At 41.6% G+C, this 15,948-nt stretch carries 14 protein-coding genes; all 14 read right to left on the reverse strand.

Features of this window, described 5'->3' with window-relative positions:
- Window positions 1–9: 9 nt before the first annotated feature.
- Entirely contained in the window at window positions 10–324 is a 315-nt protein-coding gene (locus tag ACR65F_RS00210) for a YlxQ family RNA-binding protein (RefSeq protein ID WP_039041954.1), read from the reverse strand.
- A complete protein-coding gene (gene rnpM, locus ACR65F_RS00215; protein WP_039041953.1) occupies window positions 321–602 on the reverse strand; it encodes an RNase P modulator RnpM in 282 nt (93 codons plus the stop codon). Before rnpM ends, ACR65F_RS00210 begins: the two co-directional genes overlap by 4 nt.
- A 24-nt stretch (window positions 603–626) precedes the next feature.
- The gene (gene nusA / locus ACR65F_RS00220; RefSeq protein WP_039041952.1) at window positions 627–1,832 is read right to left on the reverse strand and encodes a transcription termination factor NusA; all 1,206 of its coding nucleotides are present in this window, start codon (window positions 1,830–1,832) and stop codon (window positions 627–629) included.
- 23 nt (window positions 1,833–1,855) lie between these two features.
- Complete coding sequence (rimP, locus tag ACR65F_RS00225) at window positions 1,856–2,332, reverse strand: ribosome maturation factor RimP (RefSeq protein ID WP_039041951.1); 477 nt, start codon at window positions 2,330–2,332, stop codon at window positions 1,856–1,858.
- A gap of 310 nt (window positions 2,333–2,642) precedes the next feature.
- Window positions 2,643–6,956 (reverse strand): PolC-type DNA polymerase III, encoded by a 4,314-nt coding sequence (locus ACR65F_RS00230; RefSeq protein ID WP_440502710.1) that lies wholly within the window; start codon window positions 6,954–6,956, stop codon window positions 2,643–2,645.
- A 58-nt stretch (window positions 6,957–7,014) separates the two neighbouring features.
- Complete coding sequence (locus ACR65F_RS00235) at window positions 7,015–8,616, reverse strand: proline--tRNA ligase (protein WP_440502712.1); 1,602 nt, start codon at window positions 8,614–8,616, stop codon at window positions 7,015–7,017.
- Window positions 8,617–8,660: 44 nt separating this feature from the next.
- Window positions 8,661–9,923: an RIP metalloprotease RseP gene (rseP, locus tag ACR65F_RS00240; RefSeq protein WP_039041948.1), complete on the reverse strand. Its 1,263-nt coding sequence runs from the start codon at window positions 9,921–9,923 to the stop codon at window positions 8,661–8,663.
- Between the two features lie 44 nt (window positions 9,924–9,967).
- Window positions 9,968–11,116, reverse strand: coding sequence for a 1-deoxy-D-xylulose-5-phosphate reductoisomerase (locus ACR65F_RS00245; protein ID WP_440502714.1), 1,149 nt, complete (start codon window positions 11,114–11,116; stop codon window positions 9,968–9,970).
- Between the two features lie 18 nt (window positions 11,117–11,134).
- Window positions 11,135–11,929, reverse strand: coding sequence for a phosphatidate cytidylyltransferase (locus tag ACR65F_RS00250; protein ID WP_039041946.1), 795 nt, complete (start codon window positions 11,927–11,929; stop codon window positions 11,135–11,137).
- Window positions 11,926–12,720, reverse strand: coding sequence for an undecaprenyl pyrophosphate synthase (uppS, locus tag ACR65F_RS00255; RefSeq protein WP_039041945.1), 795 nt, complete (start codon window positions 12,718–12,720; stop codon window positions 11,926–11,928). Before uppS ends, ACR65F_RS00250 begins: the two co-directional genes overlap by 4 nt.
- Window positions 12,721–12,847: 127 nt before the next feature.
- The gene (frr, locus tag ACR65F_RS00260; RefSeq protein ID WP_039041944.1) at window positions 12,848–13,405 is read right to left on the reverse strand and encodes a ribosome recycling factor; all 558 of its coding nucleotides are present in this window, start codon (window positions 13,403–13,405) and stop codon (window positions 12,848–12,850) included.
- A gap of 2 nt (window positions 13,406–13,407) precedes the next feature.
- Window positions 13,408–14,130 (reverse strand): UMP kinase, encoded by a 723-nt coding sequence (gene pyrH, locus ACR65F_RS00265; protein ID WP_025785018.1) that lies wholly within the window; start codon window positions 14,128–14,130, stop codon window positions 13,408–13,410.
- Between the two features lie 80 nt (window positions 14,131–14,210).
- Window positions 14,211–15,095 carry a translation elongation factor Ts gene (tsf, locus tag ACR65F_RS00270; protein WP_039041943.1) on the reverse strand — a complete coding sequence of 295 codons (885 nt, stop codon included), beginning with the start codon at window positions 15,093–15,095 and terminating at the stop codon, window positions 14,211–14,213.
- Window positions 15,096–15,188: 93 nt separating this feature from the next.
- Complete coding sequence (rpsB, locus tag ACR65F_RS00275; RefSeq protein ID WP_025785020.1) at window positions 15,189–15,923, reverse strand: 30S ribosomal protein S2; 735 nt, start codon at window positions 15,921–15,923, stop codon at window positions 15,189–15,191.
- Between the last annotated feature and the right edge of the window lie 25 nt (window positions 15,924–15,948).

A 15,948-nucleotide genomic window follows, 5' to 3' on the forward strand; every position in this document is an offset into this window, starting at 1 on the left:
CCACCCCCGTTATAATTCGTTGAGGAGCGAGGACAGCTTTTTAGCAAAACCGCTGTCCGTTACCGCGAGGACGACCCGCGACTCTTTTCCGATTGCATGCCCGAGTGCTTCGCGGCTCCCAAAAACATGCTTCTCAACGTTGTAGCTATTACATTTATCCGACAGTTTCTTTTTGGTGTTATCGGATGCGTCTTCTGATAGTATAACAAGTTTTGCTTTTTGTGCCCGAACTTCAGAAACTACAAGCTCTTCACCAGTGGTAAGTTTCCTTGCTCGTGCTGCTAACCCTAGCAATTGAAAAATTTTAGTCTCATTTGAAATCATTTGATGGCCTCTCTCCGAATTGCATGCAAAAGATCAGCATACACTTGTTCCGGAACAGCACTGCTCAGTTGACTCTCGAGTGCACGAGTCGCTTGGGCTTTTTCAACAGCTGCTTCAGATTTCGATACATATGTTCCACGACCAGATTTCTTACCAGTCAAATCGACTGATACGTCGCCTTCTTTAGTGCGGACAACGCGGATCATGTCTTTCTTAGGAAACATTTGGCCGGTAGCTGCACACTTGCGCAACGGCACTTTTCGATTATTGACTGCCATGCGTATGCACCCTTTCGTAACTACTTATTGATGTTCATCTGAATACAAGTCGATTGAATCCTCATCGATTTCTTCCGACTCTTCAGTTGAATCTAGCGTCGTTTCATCATCTGAATAAACATCTACTTGCTCAGACTCTTCATCGTATTCTACCTCAGTTTGTTCTTCTTCAAAACGAGGATAAATTCCTAGTTCACGAGCATCTGTTTCACTTTTAATGTCAATCTTCCAGCCAGTCAATTTTGCGGCTAAACGTGCATTTTGACCGCGCTTACCGATAGCAAGTGACAATTGGTAATCTGGTACGACAACAGTTGTTGAACGATCTTCTTCTTTCACTTGAACGTCCAATACTTTTGAAGGACTAAGTGCGTTCGCAACAAAGACAACTGGATCTTCTGACCATTCCACAATATCGACTTTTTCACCATTAAGTTCATTTGAAATAGATTGAACCCGAGCCCCACGTGCACCAACACAAGAACCAACTGGATCTACTTCTTCATTTGTTGTAAAGACAGAAATCTTCGAACGATCGCCCGCTTCTCGAGCGATGGATTTGATTTCTACAATTCCTTCAAAGATTTCAGGAACTTCCATTTCAAACAGACGGCGCAAAAGGCCAGGGTGTGTACGGGATACAAACACTTGTGGTCCGCGTGAAGTGCGCTCCACTTTTGTAATATACACTTTAATGCGTTCGTGTGGGTTATACTTTTCAGATGCAATTTGCTCGGTCATCGGAAGTACAGCTTCCACTTTCCCTAAGCCTACATACAGATTGCGAGCGTCAAAGCGCTCTACAATTCCATTGACGATATCGTCTTCACGATCAATATACTCTTCATAAATAAGGCCGCGTTCAGCTTCACGTACACGTTGGGTAACGACTTGTTTTGCAGTTTGCGCAGCAATTCGTCCAAAGTCGCGAGGTGTCACTTCTTGCTCAACGATGTCTCCAACTTCATAAGCTGGGTTTATAAGCAATGCGTCTTCAAGTGAAATTTGCAGACGATCATCTTCCACTTCATCTGCTACCACATCTTTACGTGATAAGACTTTAATAGTTCCTACTCCTAAATTCAAGTCCACGCGGACGTTTTGAGCTTGATTGAAGTTTCGTTTGTACGCAGTTACGAGCGCCGCTTCAATAGCGTCCACTAATATCTCTCTAGATATGCCTTTTTGCTTTTCTAATGCTGTTAATGCATCGAGAAGATCACTACTCATGTTCATCACTCCTGATTATTCAATTATGCAGAAAAGTCGATTGCATATCGTGCAACTGCAATCTTTTGCTTATCGATTCTGACTGTCAATGTACGTGTCTTAATACGAATTTGAAGTTCAACTGCATCTGGTTCGTTGACTAGTAGGTGACCTTCAAATTCTTTCATATCTTTAACTGGCTCATAAGTTTTCACATAAATGTACTGACCAACCGCTTTCTCGAAGTCTTGTTCTTTTTTAAGCGGTCGTTCTGCTCCTGGAGAAGAAACCTCCAAAAAGTAGTTTTGCGGAATTGGATCCGTACGATCCAGTTCTTCACTTAGGCGTTCACTTACTTGAGCACATTGAAGTATATCGATGTTCCCTTCCTGCGTATCAACGTAGACGCGCAAAAACCAATCTCTTCCTTCTTTCAAAAACTCGATGTCGACTAGTTCTAGCGCTAACTCATTGACAATCGGGAGCACTAACGCTTCTACCTCTTCAGTAATTTTACTCATCTTACCCCTCCCTTGCAGGTTGTAATTTGCTTAAATAATAACGGCAGACAACAGAAAAGAGCGGGGAATCCCACTCTTTTCGCGTAAGACTATAGCAAAAGTTGTTTCAATTATACCATACATTCATATACCGCGCAAATTTTCCAAATGTAAAACTTGGATTAAAGGCTTATCATACCAACACTTTCAACAAATATCTGATAAAAGAAGATATTGAGTTCTCTCATTGGTGGAAGCTTTTTTTTCGATGGGCTCCCACTGCAATCATCAATATTTCGTCTTAAGCAGACATTGGAATACATTTCACTACTTAGAACAGAGAAAGTTGATTCATTTCCGGTAATCCTTCTAAACAGCCAAGTGAGTCCATATATTCCGTAATTGTCTTAGACACACGCCCACGTCGCTGGAGATCTTCCTTTGAAAGGAATTCTCCATCACCCCTTACCTCTACAATAGTCTTCGCAACATTTGTTCCGAGGGATGGGATGGAATTGAATGGTGGTATGAGTGTGTTTCCTTCAATAATGAATTCATCAGCGGATGACTTGTACAAATCAGGTTTTGCAAATGTATATCCGCGTTCACACATCTCTAATGCAATTTCCAATACGGTGACTAAGCTTTTTTCTTTCGGTGAAGCTTCAAGACCTTTGTCATATATTTCTTTTGCCTTTACTCGTATTGATGCAGGTCCTTTAATCATCGTTGCCAAATCGTAGTCTGTCGCACGCACAGTAAAATACGTTGCGTAGTACATAATTGGGTGGTGTACTTTAAAGTACGCAATGCGGAGTGCCATGAGAACATAAGCTGCTGCGTGCGCTTTCGGGAACATGTACTTAATCTTTTTACAAGATGCAATATACCATGCTGGAACCTTGTTCTTTTTCATTTCCTCTTCAAATTCTGGTGTTAAGCCTTTACCCTTTCGGACAGACTCCATAATTTTAAAGGCAATAGCCGGTTCAAGCCCTTGGTAGATTAAATACACCATAATATCGTCACGACAACCGATTACTTCTGCAAGGACACACGTTTTGTTCTGTATCAATTCCTGTGCGTTGCCAAGCCATACGTCGGTTCCATGAGATAATCCAGAAATTTGTATGAGCTCAGAAAACGTTGAAGGCTTCGTTTCTTCTAGCATTTGACGAACGAATCGTGTACCAAACTCTGGCACACCAAGTGTTCCGGTTTTACAGTTGATTTGCTCTTCAGTTACCCCAAGTGAGTCCGTCCCACTAAACAAAGCCATTACTCCTGGATCGTCAGGTGGGATGGTTTTAGGATCAATCCCGGATAAGTCTTCTAACATCTTTATCATTGTCGGATCATCATGTCCTAAAATATCGAGCTTCAATAAGTTATTATCAATGGAGTGGAAATCAAAGTGAGTCGTTTTCCAACTCGAACCAACATCATCCGCCGGGAATTGAATCGGAGTAAAATCATAGATTTCCATATTGTCTGGAACTACGATGATACCGCCTGGATGTTGACCAGTATTCCGTTTAACACCTGTGCATCCTTGAACGAGACGGTCAATTTCAGCACCTCTTAAATTAATCCCGTTATCGTTCATATACCCACGGACATATCCGTAAGCTGTTTTTTCAGCGACAGTACCAATCGTACCAGCCCTGTACACATAGTCTTCACCGAAAAGTTCTTTTGTGTAATTATGGGCATTCGCCTGATACTCACCACTGAAGTTCAAGTCAATATCAGGTACTTTATCACCGTTAAATCCAAGAAACGTTTCAAACGGGATGTCATGTCCATCCTTTGTATAAGGGACGTCGCAAGTCGGGCAATTTTTGTTTGGTAAGTCAAAACCTGAACCCACAGAGCCATCGGAAAAGAACTCGGACTGCTTACACGTTGGACATACATAATGCGGTGGCATTGGATTCACTTCTGTAATCTCCATCATTGTTGCAACTAGAGAAGAGCCAACCGAACCACGCGAACCAACTAAATAGCCATCATCCAAAGATTTTTTAACTAACTTATGTGATATCAAATAAATAACGGCGAAACCATTTCCAATAATCGATTTTAGCTCTTTATCAATTCGAGCTTCTATAATTTCTGGTAAAGTCTCCCCGTAGATTTTATGCGCCATAGTATACGTTAGCTGGCGCACTTCTTCGTCAGCCCCTTCAATTTCAGGCGGATACAAGTCATCTTTAATCGGTTTGACATCTCCCACTCGTTCTACAATGGCAAGAGGATTATCAATCACAATTTGTTCGGCAGTTTCTGGTCCTAAAAACGCAAATTCCTCTAACATTTCATCCGTTGTTCTGAAATGGACTGCAGGGAGTTCATGACGATTCATTGGATTCGCCCCTCCTTGGGAACGAACCAATACTTGACGATAGGCTGCATCCGTTTCATCGATATAATGTACGTTTCCTGTAGCTGCTACAGGAAGTCCCGTCTTTTTACCGAGTTTAATCATCTTGCGCATAATGTCTTCCAAGTTCCATTCATCACGAATGAGATCTAATTCGATCAGATGATTGTAAACCGGTTTTGGATGAAGTTCCAAGTAATCATAGAATCCCGCAACTTCTTCCGCCTCTTCGATTGACTTTTGCATGAGCGCTTCAAATACTTCACCTTTGTCACATCCAGAACCGACAAGTAGCCCTTTTCGATATTTCACGAGTAATGATCGTGGAATTCTTGGCACTCTATAAAAATAATTCATGTGAGAGAAAGAGACGAGTTTGAATAAGTTCTTCAATCCTTCATCACTGGTAGCAAGTAACGTGCAATGATTAGGTCGTGAACGCTTATATGCATCCCCTTCCCCTACATTTTTGTTAAAATCATCCAACCAGGTGATCCCTTTTTCTGTAGCATCTTTCATCAGCCTTACAAACAGATGAGCAGTCGCTTCTGTATCGTAAATAGCCCGGTGATGCTGAGTCAAGTCGATATCGAATTTCTTAGCTAATGTATTGAGACGATGGTTTCTGAGATCCGGGTACAGAAGGCGTGCTAGTTCTAACGTATCGATTGTAGGGTAATCTGCAGTTTCTATGCCCGCTTTCTTGCAGGACTCGTAAAAGAATCCCATATCAAACGAAGCGTTGTGAGCAACCAAAATTGAATCACCAATAAACTCAATGAAATCGATCATCACTTCTGAAACTTCAGGTGCGTCTTTCACCATATCGTCTGTAATTCCAGTCAATTCTGTCGTTGTAGACGATAAAGGATGATGGGGGTTGGAAAAACGCTCAAACGTGTCTAAAATTTCTCCGTTTTTGACACGAACAGCGGCAAGTTCAATCACCGTGTCATACACAGCGGATAAACCAGTCGTCTCTACGTCGAATACAACATACGTATCGTCTTCAAGCAGACGATGCTGTTCGTCATAGACGATTGGAACACCATCGTCCACAAGATTTGCTTCCAAGCCAAACAAAACTTTTATGCCATGCTTTTTACCCGCGTTATAAGCATCAGGGAAAGCTTGTACGTTCGCGTGGTCTGTAATTGCAATTGCAGGATGGCCCCATTTTGCAGCCTGTCCAACAAGTGCAGCGGCAGACGAAACCCCATCCATCTGACTAAGCTTCGTATGGGTATGTAATTCAACACGCTTTCGTCCTTCAGGTGCTTTGTCTTTCTTAACAACCGGAGCAACTTCCATAATATCTTGCGCCATCATGATCAGGTCACGGACGAATGTATCGTTTTGAATACTTCCCCGTGCTCTCACCCATTTCCCTTTCGTGAGTGCTTTCATGAGTTCTGCGTCTTCGTTATCACGTGAGAACATTTTCACAAGAATTGAATCGGTGTAATCGGTCACTTTTAGCGTTAACAGTGATCGTCCACTTCTCAGCTCTCTTACTTCAGCATCAAACACATAGCCTTCTATTGCTACACGTCGTTCTTCATCTTGTATTTGTTGGATTTCTAGTAGTGGTTCATCCGCACGGATTGGTGTGCCAAGAGAAATCGGTCCACTTGGAACTCCGTCGCTTTCTTTTTTCGTTGTCTCTCTTTGTTGCATCGCTTCTAATGCTTTTTGTGCATACGCAACTTCTTCAGCTTTACGCTCCTCAAAGAATGCAACTCGGGCTTGTTCTTCTTCAACAGGAGATTCAGAAATCGTAAATTCTGGATAGATCCGAGGAAATCCGAATGACTCATAAGCATTCGAAATGAGATGCCCATACTTATTTTTCAATGTCCGTTGTTGAACATCATTTACACAACAAACCGTGATTTTATCACCAGATAAAACTGGTTTTTGTGAAGTTAGCGCTTCCCGTATTGGCGGAGAAACTTCACCTAACTCGTCCATAATCGCTGGCCAGTAGGCAATGATCATTTCTGCATCATTCACTTCTGTTTTCGTACTGATTTGTAAACGAATTGCCGCGATATTAGAAAATGCTTGTTCAACTCGTTTACGGAATAGCTGAAACACATCAAACGGCAATGAATTCTCTAGCGTTACGGTGAATTGCCACACCTTCGATTTTTTGTAAATATCCACCCGCTCTAGCTCTGCATCTTGAAAATGCATGACAAACGCATCTTCCGTAAGTCCAATTTGTTGGAGTAACATTGACATCTTTCTTTTAGCGTCCATCCGTCTCTCCTTTCCCGTAAAAAGAAGGGAAGGACCGTAAGTCGGCCTTCCCATGTCTTTACTCTGTTCTGAAAAATTCCTGAAGTTTTTCTGTCACTTCTTCTTTCCGCATGCTAACTGCCTCACCCATTGTTCGATAAGTGACTTCCACCATTCCAGCAGAAGCTTCATCACCAACCACTATTTTCACTGGAACGCCTAACTGATTCGAAGTTTTACGCTTACTATCAGAGCTTACGTTTCGATCATCAAACAGCACACGATACCGATATCCATTCATGACTGAGTGAATCTCTTCAGCTAGCTGCTGTTGGATTTCATCTTCCGTATCTTCAATCAATAAATGAATGTCATATGGGGCAAGTTGAATTGGCCATTTCAATCCAAGTGAATCACTGAAATGTTCAGCAGTTACTGCAAATAGGCGTGTCATATCCATATAATAATATCCCGTTAAGATTTCAAGGGAATCCTTGTTGGCAACGTTAATTTTACTAAATACTGGTTCAGGTTCAATAATTCGGGCGAATGTGACGCCTTGACGAAATGTTATCGTACCATTTCCATCAGGTGAGGGTTCTCCCTCCTTCACGAGACGTATGTCTACGTAACGATCGACTGCAAAATCACGATCCGGATTGACATTCAACAAGAATGTATCTTTTTCATTTGCTCCACAAATCCCATTAACAATAGACGATACACCAAAGTCAGCATAAACCGGTAGACCAAATGGTAATTGTACTGGTCCAATCGATTTCAGCTCGACATCTAACACTTTTTTCATTTCCTTCGAGTCTAATAAACTGATAGTTGAAGTACCAAATACTTTCTTCAATTTCAGCTCATTCAGTTCGTGATCCCCTCGGATAAGAATGAGTGCAGGTTCCGAATTAATGTCATATAGAAATGCTTGTATAGTTTGTGAGCAGTCTAATCCAAGTGATTCAGCAAGAGGACCGATTTCTTTACCTTGCCCGCTAACTTTTTCAGCTTTCTTCAGCTTTTTGGATTCTTCAAGTTCTTCCCGGACTGCTTCTGCTAGTTCTGCTTTTGACGTATAAGGAGAATTCGTACTTTGTGCAAACGATTCTTTGCCGCATTCAGAAAATGCGATAAACTCGTATTCAGTTCTTCCATTATCGTTTTGTGACTCAATAACCCGATATGGGATCCCTATTCTATTCGCAATTGTTGAAAAGACCGAAAAAAGTGTCTCACCATTTTTTTTCGCTTCAATCACATCCGTGTGGAAAGAATATCCACTTACCAACGAATACTCTTTCGCATACAGAAGACTGGAATCCTGAATGGGCTTCCAAGCCTTCCTGATATGCTGTTTTATATGAAATACTGATATGGGTAATTGCTCTGAACTAATAACTTCATTTGCAATGAATGACAGGAAAATCATTTCATCTGATTTTCCTGTCGCATGTTCAAATTGTTCATACGGGAGATCCACTTCAAGGACACGTGCTGACTCCATTTCCTCCCGGATCACACGTTTTATATTTTCCAAGACCTTTCCAGCCAATGGGAAGTACGCATACATACCTTCAGATGTTTCTTGGACATAACCAGATTGAGTGAGAAGCTGATCTGCCAGACAGTTAGTTGAAGTTTCAGCAGCGGGTATGAATACACCTGATTGTTTCATCGTGCGTCGCCTCCGTTACTCTCTGATCGATTAGATCGTCATTTCTAGAAAAAGAACTTTTGAATGTCGTTCCATGTTACAACAAGCATGAGTAACATAAGCAGCATGATTCCTACAAAGTGAACCATACCTTCTTTTTGGCGATCAATCGGTTTTCCACGCAATGCTTCAACTAAGAAGAACAACAATCGGCCGCCATCAAGTGCTGGAAGTGGTAAAAGGTTCATAATTCCTAAGTTGATACTTAAAACGGCAGCCCAATTCATGAGATTGAAAATACCATACTGCGCAACTTCCTCTGTCGCCTTGTAAATCCCTACTGGTCCTGATAGGGCATCAAGAGTAAACTGACCTGTTACCAGCATACCAAGAAGTTCAAATATCTTAGCAATCCAAAACCAAGTTTGTTCGGCACCATAAGCAATGGCTTTCAAAGGATTTTTCTCAACTGGACTTGTATAGAAAACACCTATTTGGCCAAACTTTTGGCCCGCATCTTCCATTTCTTCTGGAGTTACTTGCAACGTTATAACTTCCCCGTCACGTTCAACTTCCAAATCAACAGAATTTCCTGGATTATCTTGAATTGTTTCTGTGAATTCAGTCCAAGTATCTACAGCTACCCCATTCGAGGATTTTACATAATCGCCTTTTTCTATACCAGCTGCTTGAGCTGGACTGTTATCTTGAACATCGGTAATAATGGGTTCGTTAGTTGGAACACCATTCAATAAACCGAGTGCAACAAAGACAAAAAATGCGAGAATGAAGTTAAAGACCGGTCCTGCTAGTATCGTCAAGAACCTTCCCATAAGGGGTTTCGAGTCGAATTGTCGATCTTTAGGAGCAATAAGGGTCTTCTGTCCTTTTTCATGAATGACAGCCGTCCGAGATACTGAAAAGCGAACAAGACTTCCTTCATCATCGTATCCTTTAATGAATAACTTATCATTCAGATCCGCTTCTTCTGTTTCAAGAAAGAGCACATCTGGATTCGAAACATTTGAATTCAAATAAATTTTAGTCACTTCATCTTGTGCATTAAGTATTAAACCTACACGATAGCCTGGCAATAATTCAACTGTGTCAAAGTCTTCTCCAGCCATCCGGACATAACCGCCAAGGGGCAGTAAGCGTAACGTATATAAAGTCTCACCTTTTTGAATACCAATTATCTTCGGTCCCATTCCAATCGCAAATTCACGGACCATAATGCCAGCTTTTTTGGCAAATAGAAAGTGTCCAAACTCATGGAAAAAGACTAATGAGCCGAAAATAATTATAAACGAGATAACTGTCGTCGCCATTTATACCCACCTTTTCAGCCTTCTAGGCTACTGTACTAAATACCTTATTTTATCATGGAATGGACGATTTTACGAGTTTGCATATCCGTCTCAATTATTGTTTCCAAATCAGGTTCATGAATGGTTCTATGTTGCTCCATCACTCGCTCAACCAACTCATCGATTTGAACGAATGGAATATGGCCAGCCATGAATTGACTCACAGCCATTTCATTTGCTGCATTCATAGCTGTCGGCATTGTGCCTCCAGCACGTCCTGCTTCGTATGCAAGAGCAAGAGCTTTAAATCGAGTTAGATCCATTTTTTCAAAATGTAACGCACCAATGTCTTCAAGTTTTAGGCGTTGCGGATCTTTCATGGGAATTCGTTCTGGATAAGACAACGCATACTGGATCGGCACACGCATGTCAGGAGAACCTAATTGAGCCATGACACTTGTATCCTCAAACTCAATCATGGAGTGGATGATACTTTCTTTGTGTAAAAGACAATCGATTTGGTCATAAGGCATATTAAAAAGGTGGTGGGCTTCAATTACTTCAAGCCCTTTGTTAAACATCGTCGCTGAGTCAATGGTCAACTTATTCCCCATAGACCAGTTCGGATGAGCGAGTGCTTGTTCCAGTGTCACATTAGCTAACTGGTCACGTGTTAAGTCTCTGAAGCTTCCTCCAGATGCCGTCAAGATGAGACGGCTGATTGATTTGGATTGTTCGCCATTCAACGCTTGGAAAATAGCGGAATGCTCACTATCTACCGGTAAAATAGACACCCCATAGCGTTTCGCTTCTGCCATCACGATATCACCTGCAGCTACGAGTGTTTCTTTGTTTGCAATTGCAATCGTGATTCCTTGACGAATGGCTGCAAGCGTAGGTTTAAGTCCTACACTTCCGATTACAGAGTTAAGGAGTACATCTGCACCCGAATTAGCCGCGACTTCTTCTAATCCTTCAGCTCCATAAAGGAAGCGGATCGCTGGAAATTCACCTTGAAGTGTTTCAGCATCTGCCTTCTCCATGACAGAAACAAGCTGCGGCATTTGGAAAGCAACAATTTCCCTTACTTTCTCAATATTACGCCCAGCAGAAAATGCTACAAGTTCAAACTGATTTGGGTGAGCTGCAATTACTTCAAGTGTTTGTAGCCCAATAGAACCTGTAGCACCAAGAAGGCTGATCTTTTTTTTCATCAAAAACATCCCTTTCAATTAACTAACAAAGTGCAATAAATGAAGGAGCGGCAAAACAAATAACAAACTGTCAAACCGATCTAAAATGCCGCCATGTCCAGGAAGCAACTTACCTGAATCTTTCACGTTGTAATTTCGCTTCAAGGCGGATTCAACAAGATCTCCAAGTTGCCCAATAACGGACGCAACGATTGTGATACCTATTAAGATCAGGAATGTAGATGCGACAGGCTGTATAAGTTGAAATAGTACCGCAAATACAACTGCACTCAAAATGCCTCCTACAAAACCTTCAACCGTCTTGTTTGGAGAAATATCTGGCCACAGCTTATTCTTTCCTAGTTTGCGACCAATGAAATACGCGCCCGAATCTGTCGTCCATACAATGACAAGTGCATAGATGATAAACACTAAACCAGCATCACGAGTAGCTGTGAGATAATAAAATCCCATGCCTACATAAAATGCTGACATCACTAAAAAGGATGCATGAGCAAACGTAAAACGATTCTTCACAAGTACAGTATAGATCAATAAGAGCAATATAATGATAAAAGCAGCTTCTAATTTTGTATAACCAACTGATCCTAACCAACGTAGCGCTAGTTGGTTGGGCAATAACAGAATGGCTGACAATATCCATGCTAGTACGCCTTCAATAGAAAGTAATTTTATGGATTGCATCTTCAACAGTTCATACAGTCCGATTGTTGCAATTGCATAGACCAAAATGGTGAATGGAATCCCTCCAACAACAACAAATGGAATGAATACTGCAGCTGCTACGAGAGCAGTTAGTATCCGTTGCTTCACTTGATTTCATCCCCTTCAAGACTTCCAAACCGTCTACTTCGTTTTTGATAATCCTCTATAATGTTAAGCATACTCTCTTCATTGAAGTCTGGCCAGAGTACATCCGTAAATGCGAGCTCAGCATAGGCTAACTGCCAGAGCATGAAATTGGATAACCGAACTTCACCACTCGTCCGTATGAGAAGATCTGGATCTGGGAGGTGAGAGGTCATCATTGCGCCGGATACCGCCTCTTCAGTAAGGTCATCAAGTTGAATCGTGTTCTCAGAAAGCTGATTGGCTAATTTTTTTACAGCTTCGGCTATTTCAAAACGACTTCCATAGTTCATCGCGAAATTCAAAATCATTCCATCATTATGCACTGTAGCCTTCATCGCTTTTTGAATCGCTTCTTTTGTATGGATGGGCAATAACTCAGCACTGCCAATCATTTCTACTTTCACGTTGTTTTCAACTAACTCAGGTAAATACGTGCTCAAAAATTCACCTGGCAGCTTCATCAGAAAATCAATCTCCCGTTTAGGGCGTTTCCAATTTTCTGTTGAGAACGCATATAACGTCAATACACGAATACCTAGTTCGTTGGCAAAAAGAGTGGTTTTACGAACGGTTTTCATACCTTCATGATGACCTGCAATTCTAGGAAGTTTCCGTTGTTTTGCCCACCTCCCATTCCCATCCATAATAATGGCGACATGTGTAGGCATCGGCTTTTCTTTTACAATGGCGAGCCGCTCTTGTAATGTCGACGGGACAGCCGTCGTCTTCTTTCGTAGTAGTTTATCGAACATCATTTTTCCTCCACTCGACGACGTTTCAAATCATTCATCCTCTTTATCCTAACAAAATAAAGGAAAACTTGCATGTTAAAAAGGACGTCCTAACGTTAGGACGTCCTTCGAAAAAGAAAGTTCATGTTTAGATTTCCATAATTTCGTTTTCTTTGTCCCCTGCAATGCTATCGATTTTAGAGATGTACGTATCGGTTAGCTTTTGGACTTCGTCATTATTACGACGCAATTCATCTTCCGTAATTTCGCCATCTTTTTCGAGTTTTTTCAACTCTTCGTTAGCATCACGACGAATATTGCGGATTGCTATTTTAGACTCTTCAGCGTCTTTTTTCACTTCTTTGACAAGATCTTTACGGCGCTCTTCTGTTAAAGCAGGGACTGCTAAGCGAATAACGTTTCCGTCATTAGAAGGTGTGATACCAATATCCGACTTCAAAATTGCTTTTTCGATATCACCTAAAGTTGTTTTATCGTACGGCTGAATGACCATAAGACGCGCTTCTGGCACAGAGACTCCTGCCATCTGATTAAGTGGTGTTGGTGCACCGTAGTACTCAACAGTAATTCGGTCTAATAACGAAGCGTTTGCCCGTCCTGCTCGAATTGAAGCCAAATCTCTTCCAAGTGAGCTGATTGCTTTTTCCATTCTTTCGGTTGTCTGATCCATAACTGCTTTTGGCATGTTTAGTTCCTCCCGACGACTGTACCGATTGTTTCTCCACATACAGCCTTTTTTATATTTCCTTCTTCCATAATCGAGAATACTACGAGTGGGATATCATTGTCCATACAGAGTGTTGAAGCTGTGGCATCCATCACTTGCAGACCTTTGCTAATTACATCTAGGTAGGTCAACTGATCATATTTCACTGCAGTTGTATCGATCATTGGGTCTGCGGAATAAACGCCATCCACATTGTTTTTCCCCATTAAAATGACATCTGCTTCGATTTCAGCTGCACGAAGTGCTGCCGTTGTATCTGTTGAGAAATATGGATTTCCAGTACCTGCTGCAAAAATGACCACACGTTTCTTTTCAAGATGTCGGATAGCTTTCCGACGAATGTAAGGTTCTGCTACTTGACGCATGTCGATTGAGGACATGACACGAGACTCTGCACCTAACTTTTCAATCGCGTCTTGAAGTGCTAATGCGTTCATGACCGTTGCTAGCATTCCCATATAGTCCGCAGTCGTTCGATCCATACCCATTTCACTACCGACTTTGCCGCGCCAAATATTTCCGCCACCGACAACAACAGTTACTTCCACGCCAAGATCCAGCACTTCTTTCACTTGAATCGCAACGGATTTAATAATTTCCGGGGAAAGACCAAATCCTTGTTCTCCAGCGAGAGCTTCCCCGCTTAGTTTTAACACGATCCGTTTATAAGTAGGTGTGTTCATATGTATCCCCCATCTTCTTGGTTTTCTTAAAAATAGGGAACACAAAATGTGTCCCCTACCATTAGTATGAGTTAAATTAATTATCCTTTGTTAACTTGGCTCATTACTTCGTCAGCAAAGTTGTCTTCGCGCTTTTCAATTCCTTCGCCTACTTCGTAACGAATGAATTCTGTTAGCTTTCCACCAGTAGAAGTAACGAATTCTCCAACTTTTTGGTCAGAGTTCTTAACGAATGGCTGATCAAGTACACAGATTTCTTCGAAATACTTACGAAGACGTCCTTCAACCATTTTAGCAACGATGTTTTCTGGCTTGCCTTCGTTAAGAGCTTGTTCAGTAAGGATTTTACGCTCATGCTCAACTTCTTCTTCAGAAATTTGGTCATGTGAAACGTATTTAGGGTTCATAGCAGCGATGTGCATTGCTACGTCTTTTGCAGCTTCGTCATCTTTAGAGCCTTCAAGTACTGTAAGAACGGAAATACGTCCACCCATGTGAAGGTAAGCGCCGAAAGCGTCATTATCTGTTTTAGTACGGATTTCAAAACGGCGAAGACTGATCTTTTCACCAATTTTAGCGATAGCGTTTGAAATATAATCCGCTACAACAAGTCCATTGTCCATAGTTGTAGTCAATGCTGCTTCTACAGATTCAGGCTTAGTTTTTAATAGGTGAGCTGAGATTTCTTTAACCAATGTTTGGAACCCTTCGTTTTTAGCAACGAAGTCAGTTTCAGCATTGATTTCAAGGATAATTGCTTCGTTTCCGGAAACTTCAATTGTTGTCGTTCCTTCAGCAGCAATGCGATCTGCCTTTTTAGCTGCGCTAGAAAGACCTTTTTCACGTAAGAAGTCTAGTGCTGCATCCATATCACCATTGACTTCTGTAAGTGCTTTTTTACAATCCATCATACCTGCGCCTGTTTTTTCACGAAGTTCTTTTACCATTTGTGCTGTAACTGCCATGTTGTATTCCTCCTATAAAAGCTATTGATTTTGGTTTGTTTCTCTAAAAAAGACGATAAGGGGATTGGCCGCTTATCGTCTTTGATTTTTCAGTTACTCTGCAGTAACTGCTTCTGTTTGTTCTGCTTGAGCAGCTTCTTCGTCTTCACCTTGTCTAGATTCAAGCAATGCGTCTGCCATTTTGCTTGTCAAAAGGCGTACCGCACGGATTGCATCGTCGTTAGCAGGGATAACGTAGTCAATCTCATCTGGATCGCAGTTTGTATCAACGATACCAACGAGTGGAATATTCAATTTATGAGCTTCCGCAACAGCGATGCGCTCTTTACGTGGATCTACTACGTAGATTACGTCTGGGATTGATTTCATATCACGAATTCCGCCAAGGAACTTGATAAGACGTTCGTGTTCTTTTTTAAGTTGAGAAACTTCTTTCTTAGGAAGCACAGCGAAAGTGCCATCCTCTTCCATTTTCTCAATTTGTTTCATACGGCTGATACGCTTCTGGATAGTACCGAAGTTAGTCAAAGTACCTCCCAACCAACGTTGGTTGATGTAGTACATGCCTGCACGTTCTGCTTCTTCTTTAATAGCATCTTGTGCTTGTTTCTTTGTACCAACGAAAAGTACTTTTCCGCCGTCAGCACCAACTTGGCGCATGAAGTTATAAGCTTCTTCAAGCTTTTTAACTGTTTTTTGAAGATCGATGATGTAGATTCCGTTACGCTCAACAAAAATGAATTTCTTCATTTTCGGGTTCCAGCGACGTGTTTGGTGTCCGAAGTGCACACCAGCTTCAAGCAATTGTTTCATTGAAATTACTGACATAATTATTTCCTCCTGTTTGGTTGGA

Source organism: Sporosarcina sp. SAFN-010 (assembly GCF_059415065.1).